This window comes from Salinigranum halophilum (assembly GCF_007004735.1).
In the GTDB taxonomy this organism is placed as follows: domain Archaea; phylum Halobacteriota; class Halobacteria; order Halobacteriales; family Haloferacaceae; genus Salinigranum; species Salinigranum halophilum.
On record NZ_SSNL01000009.1, the window covers coordinates 49,192 to 66,818 of the forward strand.

At 63.4% G+C, this 17,627-nt stretch carries 21 protein-coding genes; 7 read left to right on the forward strand and 14 right to left on the reverse strand.

Translation table 11 applies throughout. The features are described from left to right. Positions 1 to 22 precede the first annotated feature (22 nt). From E6N53_RS20040 to E6N53_RS20060, 5 genes are read right to left on the reverse strand one after another with little or no spacing between them, the layout of a single operon-like run. Positions 23 to 457 (reverse strand): MnhB domain-containing protein, encoded by a 435-nt coding sequence (locus tag E6N53_RS20040; protein ID WP_142861184.1) that lies wholly within the window; start codon positions 455 to 457, stop codon positions 23 to 25. Next, positions 454 to 999 carry a DUF4040 domain-containing protein gene (locus E6N53_RS20045; protein ID WP_236642439.1) on the reverse strand — a complete coding sequence of 182 codons (546 nt, stop codon included), beginning with the start codon at positions 997 to 999 and terminating at the stop codon, positions 454 to 456. Before E6N53_RS20045 ends, E6N53_RS20040 begins: the two co-directional genes overlap by 4 nt. After that, positions 996 to 1,361: a monovalent cation/H(+) antiporter subunit G gene (mnhG, locus tag E6N53_RS20050; RefSeq protein ID WP_142861185.1), complete on the reverse strand. Its 366-nt coding sequence runs from the start codon at positions 1,359 to 1,361 to the stop codon at positions 996 to 998. Before mnhG ends, E6N53_RS20045 begins: the two co-directional genes overlap by 4 nt. After that, positions 1,358 to 1,639, reverse strand: coding sequence for a monovalent cation/H+ antiporter complex subunit F (locus E6N53_RS20055; RefSeq protein ID WP_136591760.1), 282 nt, complete (start codon positions 1,637 to 1,639; stop codon positions 1,358 to 1,360). Before E6N53_RS20055 ends, mnhG begins: the two co-directional genes overlap by 4 nt. Next, positions 1,636 to 2,193, reverse strand: coding sequence for a Na+/H+ antiporter subunit E (locus E6N53_RS20060; protein WP_201741214.1), 558 nt, complete (start codon positions 2,191 to 2,193; stop codon positions 1,636 to 1,638). The genes E6N53_RS20055 and E6N53_RS20060 overlap by 4 nt, the downstream gene beginning before the upstream one ends. A gap of 237 nt (positions 2,194 to 2,430) precedes the next feature. On the opposite strand from E6N53_RS20060, the gene E6N53_RS20065 reads away from it, so the two are divergent. Continuing rightward, on the forward strand, positions 2,431 to 2,931 hold the full coding sequence (locus tag E6N53_RS20065; protein WP_142861186.1) for a hypothetical protein: 501 nt from the start codon (positions 2,431 to 2,433) through the stop codon (positions 2,929 to 2,931). Between the two features lie 138 nt (positions 2,932 to 3,069). Here E6N53_RS20065 and E6N53_RS20070 read toward each other — a convergent pair whose 3' ends face one another. From E6N53_RS20070 to E6N53_RS20085, 4 genes are all read right to left on the reverse strand, one after another. Then, entirely contained in the window at positions 3,070 to 3,498 is a 429-nt protein-coding gene (locus E6N53_RS20070; RefSeq protein WP_142861187.1) for a DUF8108 domain-containing protein, read from the reverse strand. Between the two features lie 26 nt (positions 3,499 to 3,524). Further along, positions 3,525 to 4,454, reverse strand: coding sequence for a prohibitin family protein (locus E6N53_RS20075; RefSeq protein ID WP_136591757.1), 930 nt, complete (start codon positions 4,452 to 4,454; stop codon positions 3,525 to 3,527). A 407-nt stretch (positions 4,455 to 4,861) separates the two neighbouring features. Next, the gene (locus E6N53_RS20080) at positions 4,862 to 6,481 is read right to left on the reverse strand and encodes a LysM peptidoglycan-binding domain-containing protein (RefSeq protein ID WP_142861188.1); all 1,620 of its coding nucleotides are present in this window, start codon (positions 6,479 to 6,481) and stop codon (positions 4,862 to 4,864) included. 63 nt (positions 6,482 to 6,544) lie between these two features. Continuing rightward, positions 6,545 to 7,318, reverse strand: coding sequence for a hypothetical protein (locus tag E6N53_RS20085; RefSeq protein WP_142861189.1), 774 nt, complete (start codon positions 7,316 to 7,318; stop codon positions 6,545 to 6,547). A gap of 312 nt (positions 7,319 to 7,630) precedes the next feature. On the opposite strand from E6N53_RS20085, the gene E6N53_RS20090 reads away from it, so the two are divergent. After that, positions 7,631 to 8,404 carry an SDR family oxidoreductase gene (locus tag E6N53_RS20090; RefSeq protein ID WP_142861190.1) on the forward strand — a complete coding sequence of 258 codons (774 nt, stop codon included), beginning with the start codon at positions 7,631 to 7,633 and terminating at the stop codon, positions 8,402 to 8,404. 52 nt (positions 8,405 to 8,456) lie between these two features. Here the strand turns inward: E6N53_RS20090 and E6N53_RS20095 are convergent, their stop codons facing one another. Continuing rightward, positions 8,457 to 9,023 carry a PAS domain-containing protein gene (locus tag E6N53_RS20095; protein ID WP_142861191.1) on the reverse strand — a complete coding sequence of 189 codons (567 nt, stop codon included), beginning with the start codon at positions 9,021 to 9,023 and terminating at the stop codon, positions 8,457 to 8,459. A 2-nt stretch (positions 9,024 to 9,025) separates the two neighbouring features. On the opposite strand from E6N53_RS20095, the gene E6N53_RS20100 reads away from it, so the two are divergent. Further along, the gene (locus E6N53_RS20100) at positions 9,026 to 9,310 is read left to right on the forward strand and encodes a hypothetical protein (protein WP_142861192.1); all 285 of its coding nucleotides are present in this window, start codon (positions 9,026 to 9,028) and stop codon (positions 9,308 to 9,310) included. Between the two features lie 75 nt (positions 9,311 to 9,385). On the opposite strand, the gene E6N53_RS20105 is transcribed toward E6N53_RS20100, so the two are convergent. The 3 genes from E6N53_RS20105 to E6N53_RS20115 form a co-directional block, all read right to left on the reverse strand. Then, complete coding sequence (locus E6N53_RS20105) at positions 9,386 to 10,591, reverse strand: DUF5305 domain-containing protein (RefSeq protein ID WP_142861193.1); 1,206 nt, start codon at positions 10,589 to 10,591, stop codon at positions 9,386 to 9,388. 45 nt (positions 10,592 to 10,636) lie between these two features. Continuing rightward, a complete protein-coding gene (locus E6N53_RS20110) occupies positions 10,637 to 11,746 on the reverse strand; it encodes a S24/S26 family peptidase (RefSeq protein WP_142861194.1) in 1,110 nt (369 codons plus the stop codon). A gap of 140 nt (positions 11,747 to 11,886) precedes the next feature. Next, positions 11,887 to 12,522 carry a DUF1102 domain-containing protein gene (locus E6N53_RS20115; protein WP_161596612.1) on the reverse strand — a complete coding sequence of 212 codons (636 nt, stop codon included), beginning with the start codon at positions 12,520 to 12,522 and terminating at the stop codon, positions 11,887 to 11,889. A gap of 301 nt (positions 12,523 to 12,823) precedes the next feature. On the opposite strand from E6N53_RS20115, the gene E6N53_RS20120 reads away from it, so the two are divergent. The 4 genes from E6N53_RS20120 (at position 12,824) to E6N53_RS20130 (ending at position 15,639) form a co-directional block, all read left to right on the forward strand. After that, positions 12,824 to 13,411 (forward strand): DUF7344 domain-containing protein, encoded by a 588-nt coding sequence (locus E6N53_RS20120; RefSeq protein WP_142861196.1) that lies wholly within the window; start codon positions 12,824 to 12,826, stop codon positions 13,409 to 13,411. 6 nt (positions 13,412 to 13,417) lie between these two features. Next, complete coding sequence (locus E6N53_RS20125; RefSeq protein WP_142861197.1) at positions 13,418 to 13,960, forward strand: hypothetical protein; 543 nt, start codon at positions 13,418 to 13,420, stop codon at positions 13,958 to 13,960. Between the two features lie 160 nt (positions 13,961 to 14,120). Continuing rightward, the gene (locus E6N53_RS20870) at positions 14,121 to 14,294 is read left to right on the forward strand and encodes a hypothetical protein (protein ID WP_161596613.1); all 174 of its coding nucleotides are present in this window, start codon (positions 14,121 to 14,123) and stop codon (positions 14,292 to 14,294) included. 577 nt (positions 14,295 to 14,871) lie between these two features. Beyond that, entirely contained in the window at positions 14,872 to 15,639 is a 768-nt protein-coding gene (locus E6N53_RS20130; protein ID WP_142861198.1) for a DUF7845 domain-containing protein, read from the forward strand. A gap of 418 nt (positions 15,640 to 16,057) precedes the next feature. Here the strand turns inward: E6N53_RS20130 and E6N53_RS20140 are convergent, their stop codons facing one another. Next, positions 16,058 to 17,284, reverse strand: coding sequence for an orc1/cdc6 family replication initiation protein (locus tag E6N53_RS20140; RefSeq protein ID WP_142861200.1), 1,227 nt, complete (start codon positions 17,282 to 17,284; stop codon positions 16,058 to 16,060). Positions 17,285 to 17,627 lie beyond the last annotated feature (343 nt).

Below are 17,627 nucleotides of genomic sequence, written 5' to 3' on the forward strand. Positions count from 1 at the left end.
CCGAACAGCGCGTCGGCGAACGTCACGGTCGCTCACCCCCCGCTGTGGGGGCCGCGAGATTGACGAACAGGACGACGATGACGGCACCGACCGTCGCGCCGATGCCCAGTTCGATGGCCTCTGTCGCGTACACCGACGGCTTCGGGACGGGGAGGTGGTCGAACTGGAGGAACGCCCCGCCGGTGGCGACACCGGCGAGCGCGACGAGCACGAAGACGACCGGCGCCGCGACCACGAAGGCGAGCAACCGGCCAGCCGAGAGCCAGCGCGCGGTGTCGTCGATGCCGAAAGCGAACGCGAGCGTCACGACCACCGCCGCCGCGACCACCCCGCCCTGGAACCCGCCCCCGACGGAGCTGGTGCCGTGGAACAGCGTGAAGAGGGCGAACGTCAGGATGAACAGCGAGAGGACGCGGACGGTCGCGACGACCACCGGGCTGTCGGGGTGACGGCTCACAGGACCACCTCCCGTCCGAGCACGGCGAGCACGGCGACGGCCGCGGCGAAGACGACCGCGATCTCGCCGAACGTGTCGAACCCGCGGTAGACGACGAGGACGGCCGTCACCACGTTGTCGATTCCCCGGTCGGCCGAGTCCGTGAGGTAGAACTCCGCGACCGGGCCGAACACGGGTGTGTCGGCCGCCCCGACCGCCGGGAGCGACGGGACCGTGAGCAAGAGTGCGAGGGTCACCGCCGCGCTGACGACGACCGAAGCAGGGCGGACGCGTCGGGTCGGTGCCGTCGGCTGCGTCGGTTCGGAGCCGCTCGTCCGGCGCAACAGCACCAAGAACAGCGCGGTCGTGACGCCGGCACCGACCGCGGCCTCGGTGAGCGCGACGTCCGGCGCGCGGAAGACGATCCACACCATCGCGAGGCCGAGGCTGTACGTGGCGAACGCGACCAGCGTGGTCGGGAGGGTTCGGGCGACTGCCGTCATGACGGCAGTGACGACGACGAGGACGAGCAGTCCGACGAGGAGGGGGTCGGTAGCCGTCACGACGCATCGCCTCCCTCGACTCCGGCCTCGGCCCCGGTCTCGGTCCCGTCGTGGGTGGCATCGTCGCGCGTCCACGGGGTCGCCCCGGCGAGCGTGGCCGCCCGGACGATGGCGTGTGCCGCCGTCGGACCGGTGACGAGCACGAAGACGGCGAGGAGGGCGATTTTCACCGTCTCGGCACCCACGCCGAAGACCACGGCGGCCGCGACGAGGCCGAATAACGCGCCGAGCGTCTCACTCTTCGAGGCCGCGTGGGCACGGGCGAAGACGTCCGGGAGCCGGACGAAGCCGACGACGGCGACGAACGAGAAGAAGACGCTCGCGCCGACCAGTCCCAACACGAGCACCTCGACGAGAGTCACGGCAACTCCCCTCGCTCGACCGACACCCGCGCGAGCCCCAGCGAGAGCAGGAAGTTCAACAGCGCGTACACCAGCGCCACGTCGAGGAACCCAGGTTCGTCGAGCGCAGCACTGCACAGCGCGATGACGACGACGGCGGCGGTGCCGATGACGTTGACCGCGACCACCCGGTCGGCGGACGTCGGTCCGACGGCGACCCGCCAGAACAGCGCCCCGGCGAGGACGACAAGGGCGGCCGCGCCGCCCAGCAGTCCGGTCGTCACGAGCGTTGCGGTCACGGCTTCCCCCCGTCGGTGTGCACGACGTCGGACCGGCTCTCACCCGTGACGAACGCGACGGACCGCGCGAGCGACCCCTCCAGTAGTTCGGTCCGACTCGTCTCCGTCAGCGTGTGGACGACGAGTTCGTCGTCGACGACGTCGAGCGTCAGCGTCCCCGGCGTCAGCGTGATGCTGTTCGCCAGCAGGGCGCGCGCGAACCTCCCCTCCGGGGCTGGAATCCGGACCACGGCAGGGTCGATTGGCAGGTCGGGGTCGAGGACGACCGCCACGAGCGCGAGGTTCGCGCGGGCGACGGCGACCAGCAACGCGGGGACGAACACGATGGCGCGGAGGACCGACGAGGCGGTTCCGACGGACGGTGTCCGCTCGAACACGACACCGCCGAGAACCGCCGCCACGACCGCCGCGCTCACGAGCCCCGTCACGACGTCGAACGGGTCCGTCGGGTCACCGAGAACGAGATAGAAACCGAACGCGACCGCTCCCGTCGCCCCGAACCGGAGCACTGCCTGCGTGACAGACGCGCCCGCTGGGGCCGTCAGTCGTGTCACGACGTCTCCTCCCTTCGCGCGTTCGGTACCGACGTCGGTTTAATCACTTTTTGGTATTATATCCGCGTATATTTGACCGTATCGGTAAAATAAAAGAACTTCATTAATATAGATGGTAATTTATTCAGCGGGGGTCGCTGAGTGTCGAAGTCGACGCTCGTGCCGGTGGGTCGTGCCCGGCGGGTCGTCGGTCAGTCCGACCGAAACTCGAATCGCCTTCGGCCGACAACCTCGTCCATGGTTGATCTCGAGGACTTCGTCGAAGCGGTCGTCGATATCGAAGACATCGTCGAGGAGCTCACGGAGCCAGCAGCGCTACTCGAAGACTTCGTCGAGGCCCCGTTGCTGATCGTGTTCGCGCTCGGGGCTGCCGTCGCCGCGGTCCTCACGCTCGTGTTGATGCTGATGACACTGCTGTTCGTGTTGTTCGCCGTCGGTCCCGTTGCCGTGGTCGCATCGCTTGTCCTCGTCGGGGGCCTGCTGACGATGCTCACCGTTGCTGGCTTCGTCTACCTCAGGCCCGAGATTCCAGCCAGCGTGCGACGGAAGATCGACGCGGCGAGAGAACGCTCTGACAGCACACGCCGGGACGGTGCTTCGATGAGCGAACAGGAGGCGATAGACGAGCTGAAACGCCAGTACGTCGAGGGGACGCTCACGGAACCTGAACTAGAGCGTGCGCTTGACGACGTGTTGAGGAGCAACGACCCCGCGCGAGTCGTCGAACTGAGTCGATGAGCGACCCGCGTGGGCGGTTGCTGTGAGCACCCCGCACGAGTGTCGAGCGCGGTGGTGACAACACTGCGGTGAGGGGACCCCCGCGACCCTCAGGAGACAGCGTCTGACAGCACTCTCTCACTCGTCTCGGACTGTGGGTCACCGCTCACGGTCGAGTGCGCGGTCGATACCGTCCCGTTCTTGCTCTTCGATGGCCGCCAGCGGGTCGGCACACACCGCACAGCGCACGGTCTGCGTCGTCGACAGCCGAACGAGTGGGACGCCGAGGAACACGAACTCCCGATGCGTCGTGCGGCGCTCGCCCGGGCCCGTCCAGTCGGTGCAGGATTCACAGGGGGTTGTCTCAGAGAGCGACACCGCCGTGGACTCGGTCCGTTCGAACGTCCCCGACGCGAAGCGGGGGTACGACGACGGCGGGCCAGTTACGATCTCGACAGTCACGTAGCCGAGGCCGAGAAGCAGCACGAGCAGTAGCGGAAGCAGGAGAACCCCCGAGACACGGGCCATCGCGACGAGTAGCACGCAGGCGGCGGCGGCAACGGCGGCGAAGGTGAGGGATTGTCGCATCTCGAAACGCTCGTATCGGACCGCAGTCAGGCTGTGCTCTCGTTCTCGAGCGTGTCACCCGCGTCCGTGGACGTGACGTCGTCGCTCACGTCACGCGTGAGGGTGACGCCGCCGTCAGCCGGGACGTAGATGGTGTTGTCGTTCTCACGCAGTGCCTCGATGTAGCGGAGGTCAAGCACCTCGGGGTTCCGGCGCAGTGCCTGGCCCTTGATGCGGATCTGTTCGGCCTCGGCTTCGGCCTCGATCACCTGTCGTTGTTTGTTCTTCTCGGCGACCTGAATCTCGTACTCCGCTTCCTCGATCTTCTGTTGCTTGACCTTCTTCTGCTCGATGGACCTCGCGTACTCGGTGGGGAGTCGGACGTTTCGGATCTGGACGCTCTCGATGACGATCCCGCTCCCGCCGGTCTCGTTCTTGAGCGCTCGTTCGACGGCGAGTTTGAGGCGGGTCTGCCCCTCACCGGTGTAGATGTCCGTCACGTCGATGTTGCCGCCCTCGGTCCGCAGCACCGAGCGGACCGTCGGCCGAATGAGACGCGTCTCCGCAGTCGGGAGGTTGCGGTACTCCTCGTGGAACCGTGGCGCGTCGCGTGGCGTAACGCGATAGCGGACAGTCACGTCGACGTCGACGTGCAGGCCATCCTGGGTGAGGACACGCACCGAGTCGTCCTGGTTCGCGTTATCGCCTTCGCCACTCTGGTGGCTCATCGTGTATGTCTGGGGCCGTGTCGGGATGGAAACGGTCCCCTCGACGATGGGCGTGATGAAGTGCCACCCGGGTTCGAGGACCGTGCCCGTGACTGCGCCCTGGTTTTTGACGACCTTCACGTTACCTTCGTTGACGCCTTCGAACGCCATCACCCCGCCGACCATCGAGACGAGGAGGACCAAGACGAGACCGATCACCGTGGCGGACCTGGCGAGTCCACCAGTGTCTATTGGAGGGCTGTCGCGCATGTTTCACCTCGTGATGATAATCAACGATATATAATACTGGCTACATACCCGTGATAGTTGAATCCCCACCTGTCGCGAGGTGGAGCCCTCGAGCACGACTGAGAAGTCCACGCTGTCCGCTCTCCGCTTCAGCAGCGGCTTTCAGTCTGAACGAGGGGTGAGGAGACGACGGAAATGAGGGTGGGGAAGGTAAATTCGTCTCGCACGCGGAGGGTCGCGGGGACCCCACCGTGCTCTGTCGAGTTGGATTCGAATCGGGGCCACGGTGACCGTCGTGGGTGTCACCTCGTCGTTTCGAGAGCGGGCCCATCTCCTCGAGTTGGCCGCCGTACGTGTCTGTCGTCGGGTGTGCCGTCTCGAGGGCGAGTTCGGTCGTCTCGGTCTCGACGGGACTATACTGGCGGATACTAGTAGCTGCCACCGTACCGCCAGTGGGCCGGAATATCCAGCGTCTGGGTAGGGTGTATCAAGTGCGGGTTGTTCCCGATGGTCTTTCGATTCAGATTGTAGAGGGTGCGCCACTGGCTCGCGTGTCCGAACTTGCTCGCGATGCCGCTGAGGGTGTCGTTCGGTTTGATGGTGTATTTTTTCGGCTGTACCCTCCCACTCGGCCCCAGCCCGTCACTCGCACGATATCCGTCGAGCGAACCGCCAGTTCTCGCGTCGAACCCGCCGCTGGTCGTGAACGGCCGGGACTTCGGCTCGAGACTGACCGTCCGGTACTGGTGGGGCTTCATCCAGTTCGGCTCGACAGTCAGTCCCCGTCCGGTGCCGATTCCACGTCCGACACGCCTGTCACGCCGGCGGTCGAACCGCGTTCCGACGCTCCTGTCGTACTGGTGGGCGAACCCACCGCTCGTCGCGCCGGTTCTTCGGGTCGATGCGCCGTCCCACCACCGTGCCCGCCCGGATGACCAGTGGGCCGGGAGGGTCAGTTTCCGTCCCGTCGGAAGCGGAGTGTGTTTCGCGCCGCCGACGTGTGGGTTGTGCGTCTTGAGCGTCTGCCACTGGTTCGCCGCACCGAACTTCTTGGCGACCGTCGGGAACGTGTCGCCCGGCTTGACGGTGTAGGACTTCGGTGCGATCGTCGTGTATTCCCGAGAGAAGCGTCCCTGTCTCGCTGTTGGAGTCGGTAACCGTTCGACCGGGGTCGTGCGCGTGGCCGTCTTCCTTCGATAGCCTGTCGAGCGCCGCTGTAACGGGCGTCGGAGTTTTGTTCTTTTGCCGGTAGAAGGAATCGCTGGGACCCACTGTCGGCCGTCGTCGCCTGTCTTGAGCCACCGGTGTCTCGTCCCCTTGTTTGCCTTCTCGAAGGATCCTGAAAAGTACGAGTGGAGAACTTTCTCACGACCGTGGGTGTTAATGAACTGCTTCGCAGGAGTGAGTGAGTACCCATCGGACGAGTTCTCATCCTTCGAGTTCTCGGTGAGTCTCTTCGCGATGTACTCTTTCTCGATCTTCGCAACGTCGCCTTTCGGTCCCTCGGGAAAGTCTCTCGTGATGTACCGGAACGATATCTCGTACGAGAGATACTCGACGACGCTCTCAGTCAGTTTGGAATCGACGAGTTCAGAGAACCGGCTGACTGGCAGGCCATAGAGGTTGACCCCACTCGTGACGGCACACGCGTGGACGAGTTCGTGTCCGAGCACCTGGTGAGATTTCGACCGCGTCACGATGGTTTTCGAGATGCTATCGTAGTACGCCGGATCGTCGGAGCTGAACGCCTGGAGATACGTGTTCTTCGCGGCCGCAACCACGCCTTCGTGGGTGCCGCACTCGTGTAACCGTTTCTGGTAGTACGGCGCGTTGTTCTGCTTCCAGTACCTGACGAGTTTCCTCGCGTAGGTCTCGGCGTATCGCTTGTGCGCTGTGTCCCACTTGTCCTTCGAGTCGTAGTACCGTACTTTGACGTCACGGAGCGGACGACCCCTGATGTACGGTGACTTGAGATGGCGGTCTCCGTACAGTTCGTAGATAACCTCCTTCAGATGCTCCACTCGCCGCTTGAGCTGTCTGTCAGCCATCACGTCCTCCTCAAGCCGATGTTCGGTAACGAGGTCCGTCGACCGCTCCAATCGGTTGGGCACCTACTCGTCATCGCTCCGTCCACCGCCTTCGGCATCTGCCCCGACCCCGAGACCTGCCATCGTCGACTCCCGGTCCAGTTCGGCCGCTTCCAGTTCCGCGACGTGCTCGGCGACGAGGTCATCGAGCAGGGCCAGGTTGATGTCCTGCACGTCGGCGGCCGCCACCAGTTCCTCGACGGTCACGTCGTATCGCTCACAGAAGGTTGTCATCTCCGGCGAGCGGAGCGTCACGGGCATGTTCAGGACGTTCTGGAACCAGAGCGTGAAGGCGTACCTGACGTCGTCTTCCGCGAACTCGTCGAACGCGAACCGGTCGGGGAGTTCGTCGAGCATCCGCTGGCCGTACTCGCGCAGGTACCGCTGTGGTTTCCCGTCGTACTGACGCTCGATGTGCTCTGCGGTCTCCGCGAGCGCCGCGACTGCCTGCCGCGCCTCCGACTCGCTGTAGCCGACCCCCAACAGGACCGTGGCCACCGCGTTCGCGTGTGACGTGGCACTTGTCGTCTCGGAGGGATCCATCGCAGCGAGGTCTCGCACGGCGAGTTTGTCCATCTCGAACAGGAGGTCTCTCGCTGTCGCCGCGCGCTCCGACGGGACCCCGGGCGCGCCGATTCGTGCGAGAATGGCGTAGACGAGTTCCCCCCACCGGGCCTCTTCGGCGGCCCAGCGGTACCGCTCGGCGGGAACTGGATACCGCAGCATGAGCTCTTCCACGTAGCTCTCAGCCGATGCTCCAGGGAGCGCGACGGACTCGTCTCCGTTAATATCATTCATCAATCATGTAAAATGATTGACTTCGATATAAATCTGTGGGCGGTGTTCTCTGATCTCACTACGGCTGGAGACAGAAGAGGCCGACTACCCCGACAGCGACGGTAGAACCGACGCGAAACAGGTGGTTCCCGGGCGATAGTCTGGTGGGGTGTGCGACGGTGGACGACACTAGTGGGGGAGTGAACGGGGACGGGTACTCGTGAGTCGAGACCTCCCACGACGTTGAAACAAGACAGCGCCGAACGAGCGCGAGTCGCAGTCAGTGACTGCCACCGAAGAAACATTAATTATCGATGATTAAGAGTATCGGACATGTCCCTGTTGTCAGGTAAGACGGCGGTCATCACCGGTGCTGCGAGTGGAAACGGCCGAGCCATCGCCGAGGCGTTCGCAGACCACGGCGCCGCGGTCGTCGTCGCCGACCTCCAGCGAGACCCCCGCCAGGGCGGAACGCCGACGGACGAACTGATCGAAGAGCGTGGCGGGGAGGCGGTGTTCGTCGAGTGCGACGTGACCGATTACGACGACTGTGTCGCCGCGGTGGAGGCGGCCGACGAGTTCGGTGGAATCGACGTGATGGTCAACAACGCCGGAATCGTCGGGCCACAGACGCCTCTCGTCGACCTCGACCTCGAGGCGTACCGCTCACTGATCGAGGTCAACCTCGACGGCGTCTTCCACGGGGCGAAGGCGGCCGCGCTCGAACTCGTCGAACGCGGCGACGGCGGGAGCATCATCAACATGTCGAGTGTCGCCGGGATGGTCGGCTACGGCGGTATCACTCCGTACTCCGCGGCGAAAGGCGGCGTCCGACTGTTCTCGTACGCGCTAGCGAGCGAACTCGGTCCCGATGGAATCAGGGTCAACGCGATCCACCCTGGCGTCATCGAGACGGCGATGACCATCGAGGACTCGCCGACAGTCGGGACCGACGAAGGCGAGCAACTTAAGGCGACCATCCCCCTGCGGCGGTTCGGGGAGCCATCGGACGTCGCCGGCGTCTGTGTCTTCCTCGCGAGCGACCTCTCGGCGTACGTCACGGCCGAGTCGATCGTCATCGACGGTGGCAACCTGAACAGCGTGTGAGCTGAGCGCGTCCGGACGGCGCGGCGTCGGCAACGCCCGCCACACGGCCGCCTCAGTCCCGTTCGTGGGTGTCTCCCACGGCCTTCTGGACGCCGACCCAGTTCGAGATGGTCCCCGTCTCGTCCGGAATCGGGACGAGCGAGACACGATTCCGGAAGGACGTTCCGTCGGCGCAGTAGTTCCGGAGTTCGACCGTGACGGGCTCCCAGATGTCGAGCGCCTCGCGGAGGTCGTCGACGGGGCCGGGGTCGGTGTCGGGTCCCTGGAGGACGCGTGGGTTCTCGCCCACGAGGTCGGAGAGGGAGTAGCCGGTCAGCCGCCGAAGCGTCCAGTTCGCGTAGATGATGGGGTTGTCCTGATACGCGGGGCCCGAGACGGTGAGCCCGAACGGGACCGCGTCGAGGAGCCAGGCCCGCCAGACGAGGTCCCGCTCGCGGGGCGGAAGCCGGTCGAAGCCCGGCAGGCCGTCGGGGCCGTCGAACGACTCCGGGCCGGCGGCCGCCACCGTCAGCCGGTGGTCGGTGTCGAGGCCGTCCACGGCGAGAAACGCCGGCACCCTGGACGCGAACGTCGCCTCGTCGAGAGCGAACAGGTCGATGAGGTCGGTCCGACGGGACATGGATGGAGGGGAGGAGCCTCGACGGAAACGTCTGTCCGTTCGGCTGGCACACCGGCGGAGCGGACAGTCGGCCGTGGGTGAGCGGAGACCGGGGCGACCGACAGGGTTTATGCCTGCGGGACGAACCCTCTCTCGTGCTTGGACTGCGGTTCTACGTCTGTGACGGCTGTGACACGGTCCACGCGAGCCCCGACGAGCCACCGGGCTGTCGCGACTGCGGCGGGCGGCGGCTCCGTGAGATCACCCGGCGGCTTCAGGCGGACACGTACTTCCTTCCACCGCAGTGAACCGCAAGGGAGTTTCGAGGGAGCTTCGATAGGGGATGCGAGAATCGAGCTTCGAGAGCCGAGCGGGGAGCGTGGTCAGTCCGGACGCTCCTCCGCGGCGGACGGAGCACTCGTGGTCGGCTGTCCGTCGTCTCGGCCACGGTCCGGCTCGTCTCTCACCGACCCATCGGCGACCGCGTCGGCTGACGCCCTCGGGGCCGAGTCGGCCGCGAGGGGAGCGGATGGGGCCGTGAACGTGTATCGGAAGTCGTCGTGGACGACGTGGTACGTGTCGCCGTCGGGTGATTCGAGCACCGCGTTGTCCGTGTCGATGGCGACGTTGACGAGGTCGGCGAGAGTGCCGGCCTCGCCGACGGGGAGCGACTCGGCCTCGGCGGGGAGCCGAACGGTCGAGATCCAGTCGTCGAAGTCCGCCCGGTCGTCGCGGTACGCCACCCACGCACGCTCGGTGTCGGTGAGCGTGAGTCGACCACCGCGCCGAGCGACCGCGAGAGCGACGAGTCCGGAGAGTGAGAGCGCGAGCAGTCCCGGGGCTCCGTAGGCGGAGAGCGGACCCGGCGACTCGGTGACAGTCACCCGCTCCGGCTGGGTGAACGCTCGCGTGCTGGCCGCCTCGTCGACGCGGTAGACGCCTCCCTCGATACGCACCGGGAGCGCGTACTGCAGCGTCCGGTCGATGTCCCGTCCGCCCGCCGTCCCGGTGAGCGCGACGGTGACGTTGACGCTCGCCCGCGTCTGTCCGGGGTCACCGACTCGCTCGCGGACCTGGTCGGCGGTCGCCGCCGCCTCGGTGACGTTCACCGAGAAGGGCACCCGGACACGCTCGCCGGGCGCGAGTGTCACCTCCTCGCGCCCGAGTGAGCGGGTCTGGCGCCAGTACTCGATCGGCCGCTCGCGCCCGCGGCCCACGCTTCGGACCACGAGCCGGCTGCGCACCGTCGCGTCCAGTTCACCCGAGTCGGCGGCGTAGCCGTACCGGAACGTCCCGTTCAGCACGGGCATGATCGACTGGAAGTAGACGCTTCGGTTCTGGACGGTCGCGCCCGGCTCGAACGCGCCTGCCGTCTTGGTCTCGTTGTCGACCACGGTCGCCCCGTGGGTGAACGAGCCGTCGGCCTCCCAGACCGTCACCTCGTTCGTCTGGACAGTCGTGTTCGGCTGTGCGTACGCGTCGTAGGTGAGAACCCCACCGACGCCGGCGAGGACGACGAGAACGAGAACGGCGAGGGCGAACTGGCGGTCCAGAAACGCCCGTATGCGGAGCCGGTTCACGCGTGCCATGCCCGGAGATGACGCGGGGCCGTTATGACTCTGTGGGCGTGCGAATCAACTCCGATAGAGCGACCGGAGCCACCGGACGAACCCGACCTCCAACGGGAGCGAGCGTGTGGGTCGGAGGCGGACCCGTCCGAGCCCCACGAGTCTGACGCCCACCAGACTCACGACCAGCGCGAGCAGGAGGTCGACCGCCAGCACCGCGAGCCAGTGGTTCACGGCCGACAGCTCCGCGAGCACCCCCGCGGGGAGCACCGCGAGGTACTGCCGGCGCTCGACGGTCACCTCGTAGCTCCCCGTCGAGGGGGGTGCGGTGATGCTGAGGTTCACCGACCGGTTACCGCGCGGGCCGAGCGAGACTCGCTCCGTGGCGAGGGCGGCGTTCTGACTCGGACTGTCGAGGACCGCCGTCATCGGCACGACCCCGCCGTTCCGGAGTTCGATGGAGGCGTTCGCCGTCGTCCCGGCCGGGATGCCGCCCTGTCCGGCCGCGCCGGGGTCGACGCTGTCGTACGGGACGGCCATCGCGCCGCTCGCGGCGGTCATGCTCAGCGTGGCCATCATAACGACGAGCGCGACGGCCCCGACGACGAACAGGAGCCCCGAGAAGCCGTCGGCGCGACGGGTCGAGCGGTCGGTGCGTTTCTCGCCCGCCGCGCCGCTCTCGTCGAGGAGGTACGCGGCGAGCAGCGCGACGAGGACGAACGCGACCACCTGGTTCACACTCAGACCGAACGGGTCGCCGACGGCGGCGAACGCGCCGCGGACCGCACTGACGGCGTCGCCGAGGTTGGGGATGACGACGACGGTGCCGCCGACCTGCACGGCTTCGGCGACGACTCTATCACGGGGGACCGGGGGTTCGTTCGACTGCTGGTCGGTGAAGGGGTTCGCGTCTCCGCGCGTAATGTACCCCTCGGGAGTCTCGTCGACGACGCGGTGGGTCGTGAGACGACCGTTCTCGATGTTCTGGGCGTCGAACGTGACGACGTCGCCCTCGTCGACGCCACCGAGGAGGGCAGGCGGGAGGGCGACGAAGCCGTCACCGGGTTCCATCGTGGGGGACATGCTCCCCGTCTCGACGAAGGCGAGGCCGAGCGGGACGCCGAAAACTTGGCCGACGACAAGCACGAAGCCCGAGGTCAGGACTAGCAGGGACACTCCTTTTTCGAGACGCTTCCTCCTCACACTCATTGGATTATTCGATTCGCCGTTTGTGAGTCTACGTTCACTGCGACCACTAAAATAGGTGCGCCAGAGCGTAGGGATAAGCCGAGGTCGGTTCGCTCTCTCGCCGAGGTTTAGTTCATCGGGAACCGGTCCTGCTCACCATCGATGGTAGCGTGGACGGTGATCGTTCCCCCAGCCATCGCCTTAGCGGAGCTCGTGCCTTCGATTTTAACTCCGATATCGAAGGAATCAGGATCGTTCATTCGGATCTCGTTCTGTTCACCCGTGATACTGGTTCCGTACGGGACCTGGCGGCTGTCCGTTCCAGAGACGTAGAACTCGATATCGACGTCGAATCCTTCCGTCTCGACGTAGACGACCGGCTTCCCGAGGAGCTGGTCGTTGTCGTCATTCTGTCCGTCGCCGTAGTCTTCGTTCCGACCGGCGATCGCGTTGATTATGCTGAACACGTCGTCGAAGCGGTACGTCGAGTCCGGGTTCACACCATCGCCATTGTAGCTGAACGTCACGTCGCCAGTGAAGTCCAGAGCCAGCTTTCCACCCTCCTGACTATCTCCGTTCGCGTATCTACTGGTGCCCTTGAGGCCGATGAACGATTCGGCGTCACTGGCCACCGTTACTTCGGTGGTTCGGTCACCCGATTCCATCGTCGTGAATGCACCCGTTCCCGTCGCGGCCGCGCCACCTGCGATCAACGATCCAGCACCGATCAGAAACTTGCGTCGTTTCACCATGTTGTATGTCACCTTGGTTGTCGTCCCACGCCCCCCACCAGGAGGCCTGCGACACCAGATGCATGGCCCGGTACCCACGTTTACATGAGCAGATTGAGCCGTCCACAGGCCGCAATTGTGTGTGGACGACACCAGCCACTGGCTCCGATTGTCCGCACCTCGTCGACCCGAAAGCATCGGTTAAACCGACCTCGAACGTGTCAACCCCGTCTCAACGGTGCGTTAAAATTCGTTCACTACCTAGAGAATTATAAAAAGACCTGTATATTCAAATGTACTGAAACTCATGGGTGTAGTAACGAAGGCGAAGGTCATGAGCGCAACCAAATCACGGTCGACACCATCGTACAGCACAGCAGGAGGTGAATCGGGAGACATCGGGCGCGACGAGCTGTTCCACATCCTGCGGAACCAGCGCCGTCGGTTCGCGCTCCACCACCTCAAACGCCGCGACGAACCGGTCGACGTCGGCACCCTCGCCACACAGGTGGCCGCCTGGGAGAACGAGATCGCCGTCGAGGAGGTAACGTCCGACCAGCGCCGCCGCGTGTACAACGCCCTGCAGCAGACGCACGTCCCCGGACTCGAGGAGTCCGGGATCGTCCACGTCGACCGCCGGGAGGTGGCGTTGACCAGTCGCGCCGAGGACCTCGACATCTACCTCGAGGTCGTTCCGGGGCGGGACATCCCGTGGAGCGAGTACTATCTGGCGCTCGGGTCGGCTTCGCTGGCGGCGCTCGTGGCCGTCGGCTTGAACATCGGGCCGTTCGCGGGCGTGCCGGGCATCGCCGTCGGGATGTTCGTCACCGTCGCGTTCCTCGTGAGCGCGTGTGCGAACTACTACCACCAGCACGAGAGCCTCATCGGCGCGAGTGAACGACCACCGGAACTCCGGGAGTGAGAGCGCGTGAACCGACGCACCTGGGCCTTCCTCGCCATCGCCATCGTCGCCGCGGGCTCTCTGACTCTCGGGACCAGCGGCTTCAGCGCGGCGGAGATCGACCGCGCCGTCTCCGTCTCCGTCGCCGACGACCAGGCGTCGGGGTTCGTCCCGCTGGCCGACCCCGGTGCACAGGGAACCCATCCCGCGCCGGAGTGGGTCACCGACCGGAGTCAGCTGCGCGAGGACCCCGTCACTGTCGAAGACCAGCACGTGCCGCTCTTCGTCGTGCACAACCGGTTCGAGACGCCGATGGACGTCGACGCTCGCGTCGTCCGCGGTGGACTCACCGACGTCTCCGACATCGACTCGCGCTCGCTCGACCCGGGCGAGACGGAGGTGGTGAGCGGAACAGTCGACTGTGGCGGCTACGCGGGCCCCGCGACCGTCGACCTGACCGTCACAGCCGCCACGCAGAGCGTGACGGCCCACATCGACTACCAGGTGACCGTCGTCTGTGCGAGCCAGACGCCGACACCCTCGGCGGACAGAACCTCCGACTCCGTGTGACCGTTCGCTCGGCTGTCGTTGCGGCCCAACTGGCTGTGAAGAAGTCGTGGGCCGGACGCTGACCAGCGGCATGGTCGAACAGCCGTCTAGCGAGAGAGTGCAACACTGCCGACAGTACAGCCACTGAAGGTTTTTCTCGCTCCTCGTCGTCTGCTCGGCTATGGTCGGTTTAAAACGGTGTTCCATCTGCGGTGAACCCCTCGGGCGGAACGACGACATGGTGAAGTGTGAGCAGTGCCACATCTGGTGTCATCGAGCATGCTTGCTGGAACGTGCGGAGAGCCACTGTCCGCGCTGTGCTGACGAGGCGTGGATCAGCGTCGTCGAGTTCTGAACACCCTGTGGGGGCGAGTGAGCCGACCCACCGGGGTCGGGGGTGAAGTCTGACACTCCGCTTCTTCGAGATACCGGTCACCCACTTTGTCCAACACTGCTCCTCTACACGTCGAAAATATGTATAGCAGCATACGATACATTACTGCGAAGCATAATTCGGGCGTGACGACCGTCGAGTGGACAGACACACGCAGTCAGTCAATAATCGAGTCCTGAACGTAATCTGAAAGAAAATGTGGAATAACCGAAAACGCTCGATTCAGATTTCGACAGTACTCCGGCCAGCAGTGATCTTGATGCGTTCTATCCGAGAAAAATTTCCAACATCTGAAATAACGGAAGGTGGCAGTTCTCCGCGTGAGAACTTCAGAGGCTCGTGGGTCGTTAGTCTCTTGTCCTCAAAGGAAAGGGTGGTGCATCCCTCCGAACCGATGGGGGGGTTCACAACGTCCTTACACGAGCTTTTGATCCAGTCAGCGCGACGTCTCGCCTACGTGAGTGGATTCAGAGACGAGAGAGTACTCTCCCCCTTTCGACGTGCGTACACCTGTATTCCGCCGTGTACGGGTGTCAAGATGCCCGAATTCGGCCAATGCGAGTTTTCCATCGGTTTTTTACCGGACATAAAATCCTACAAGTACACCCATACATCTCCGAGGCGCGAACTCAACGAGGCGCTGCTGAACGTGCTCGAGTGGTCGGACATTCCCACGCGGCCAGACTTGCAGTACTACGTCGCCGACGGTTACTTCGAGGTGACCGAATCCGTACGGTGGCGGAAAATCCGCCGATACCGACTGCCACGAATCGAGCAGAGACAGGACGACCTCGTATTCGGTGCCGCGAGCCGGATGCATTCGATGGATGCCGACCTCGTCGATACGCTCCTCACTGACGGCGGAGCAACCTCCCCGAAGAAGCTCGCACGGACCATCGGCGTTCATCTCGACACGGTATACGCCTCAATACATCGACTCTCACCGCTGGTCGAACACACGTACGGCGACGTCCAGCTCGCCTCGAAATATATCGTCCAGACGGAAAGTGACCGGTACATCGATTCGGTCAAAGAGAGCATCAACAAGGGACTCGAGGGAGCACTCGATGCACTGTTCCGAGCTGAGACCCACGATGAGCGAGAGGACCCGTGGACGCGCTGGCTCGACCAGTACGGAGGAAGTATCCGTCGAGCCGAGGGTGCGGATCCCGACCGATTGGAGGTGGGATTCAGCCCGTCGACTCTCGACGAAGCCAAACGCCTCTTGCGATCGGGAGCGCAGTGGTGGCAGAGGTTACCGGCGAGCCGCTACGCCGGTTCGGATTCGAGTTTGCACCGGTCGTGAAACTCGTCGACGAGACGAGATACGCCCCCGAGTGCTTCGCTGACGCGCTCGGAAAGCCCGGATAGCGGGACGACTGGTGAGAGGCGTCACTGTTTGAAGATGCGAAGGCGGTACAGGTTTTTGAGGTTCTTCCTATCGACGAGACGCACAAACGGTACGGGCAGTAGGAAGCGAGTACACAGAGAACTGCGTGGCCCAGTGTCGTGAGTTCCTGCATCCCTTCGTAGAGTTGGTTCTTCTCGAGTTCGTCCGGGGCGTGATCCTCAGACACGATTTCGGGATCGGCAGACACACCACCGTTACGAGTGAACCACACCACCCCTGCAAGTGAACGAGGTCTAAACTGATCACACCACTCTTGCAAGTGAACACGAGAAATTGGGTCACATCGACGCCATCACTTGTAACGGTGGGGTAGCTATGCGACGTTGTTCATCGATGCGATTTCCCGAATCGCTTCGAGTTCGTTGTCCAATAGGAGAACGTCAGACATCGCTTCGATCGCACTCGTGAACGAGACATCCAATTCGTAGCTGTAGTAATTACCACGTGATCCGCTCCGGTTCTCGTAGGCCGACAGAATTCCGAGCATCCGGAGGTCAGACAAATGATTATGCACGGACCGCTGGGCGAGCGAGTCGGTACCAGAGGAATCGCAGAGGTTGATGTATTCTTCGTACACTTCTCGAGTCCGACATGGCGTCTCTTGCTTGGCGGTTTTCGAGATAACCGCCAGCAGGGTGAGTCGTCCGTGCGTGGTCAGTTCGCGCATTCCCTCCTCAACTCGCTCCTGGTCGAGTCGCGAACGGGCTGCTTCGACGTGTCCACGTTCGATGAGGTCCGAATCGCGATTTTCAGCGATCTCGCCGGCCAATCGGAGGAGGTCGAGTGCCTGCCGAGCGCTTCCACTATCGCGAGCAGCAAGTGCGGCACAGAATTTTAACACTCCCTCTTCAACAGCGTCCTCGGCGATTGCGTTTTCCGCCCGAGATTCGAGGATGTTCTGGAGTTCTGGAGCGTCATACGGTGGGAATTGAAGTTCTCGTTCACAGAGCGTATCTTGAACACGAGGGTCAAGCTTCTCGCGAAATTTGAAATCGTTGCTGATCCCGATGACCCCGACCTTGGTCGAATCAAGGTTGTTGTTAGCTCGTGCTCGTGGGAGTTCATACAATAACTCGTCACGGCCACCGATCGAGTCGACCTCGTCCAAGACGATCAGAATCGTTCCGCCAATCGTCTCAAGTTCCTTGTACAGCTTTTTGAAAACGGTTTGCTGAGGGTACCCGGTCGAGCTGATTTCACCACCAGTCGGTCGGAGTTTGTTCACGAGTTCAACAGCGACCTGATAGGAGGAGTTCAGCGTCTTGCAATTCAACGAAATAACTGAGAGGTCGACGTCATCATAATCTGCCACGTCGTCTTGGAGTCTATCGAGAAGGTAGTCAGTGACGGCAGTCTTCCCGACACCGGTGTTCCCGTAGAGGAAGATATTGTTCGGTTCCCAGCCGTCGACAACCGGTTGGAGCGCGTGCATGTACTGCTCGATCTCTTCGTCCCGCTCCTCAATTTGGTCGGGTTGATAAGACTCACCAAGGGCGTCTTTGTTGCGGAAAATGTTTTGCTTCCGCTCGAATCGACGCATGTCACCGCCTTCTCATGTCCCCTATATAAAACCACCCCTACATCTGTTTCAAGTGAAGGGATAGACACACACCACTGTTACAAGTGAAACACTAGACTAGAAGTAGTGACTAGAACAACAGTCCACGATTACAACTAAAGATCTGACATTTCTATGTTGGTGCTATTCGTGCTGATTCACGATCTAAAGGCTACTCCACGTCGATTTCAGCGATTCGTTCTCTCGTGCCTGTTTGCTTTCCGTTCTCTTACCCCCTTCCTCGACCCCCGGCTTCACTTGCAGCAGTGGTGTGTGTCTGTCCCTTCACCTATCGTTCTACGAGGAGAGAATCCCGCCGTTCACG

Coding starts and splice junctions, on each gene's coding strand:
- E6N53_RS20870 (WP_161596613.1), top strand. CDS start 14,121: ATGGTCGGTTTAAAACGGTGTTCCATCTGCGGTGAACCCCTCGGGCGG.
- E6N53_RS20075 (WP_136591757.1), bottom strand. CDS start 4,454: ATGCGCGACAGCCCTCCAATAGACACTGGTGGACTCGCCAGGTCCGCC.
- E6N53_RS20140 (WP_142861200.1), bottom strand. CDS start 17,284: ATGCGTCGATTCGAGCGGAAGCAAAACATTTTCCGCAACAAAGACGCC.
- E6N53_RS20090 (WP_142861190.1), top strand. CDS start 7,631: ATGTCCCTGTTGTCAGGTAAGACGGCGGTCATCACCGGTGCTGCGAGT.
- E6N53_RS20080 (WP_142861188.1), bottom strand. CDS start 6,481: ATGGCTGACAGACAGCTCAAGCGGCGAGTGGAGCATCTGAAGGAGGTT.
- E6N53_RS20070 (WP_142861187.1), bottom strand. CDS start 3,498: ATGCGACAATCCCTCACCTTCGCCGCCGTTGCCGCCGCCGCCTGCGTG.
- E6N53_RS20065 (WP_142861186.1), top strand. CDS start 2,431: ATGGTTGATCTCGAGGACTTCGTCGAAGCGGTCGTCGATATCGAAGAC.
- E6N53_RS20130 (WP_142861198.1), top strand. CDS start 14,872: ATGCCCGAATTCGGCCAATGCGAGTTTTCCATCGGTTTTTTACCGGAC.
- E6N53_RS20095 (WP_142861191.1), bottom strand. CDS start 9,023: ATGTCCCGTCGGACCGACCTCATCGACCTGTTCGCTCTCGACGAGGCG.
- E6N53_RS20085 (WP_142861189.1), bottom strand. CDS start 7,318: ATGAATGATATTAACGGAGACGAGTCCGTCGCGCTCCCTGGAGCATCG.
- E6N53_RS20120 (WP_142861196.1), top strand. CDS start 12,824: ATGAGCGCAACCAAATCACGGTCGACACCATCGTACAGCACAGCAGGA.
- E6N53_RS20105 (WP_142861193.1), bottom strand. CDS start 10,591: ATGGCACGCGTGAACCGGCTCCGCATACGGGCGTTTCTGGACCGCCAG.
- E6N53_RS20100 (WP_142861192.1), top strand. CDS start 9,026: ATGGAGGGGAGGAGCCTCGACGGAAACGTCTGTCCGTTCGGCTGGCAC.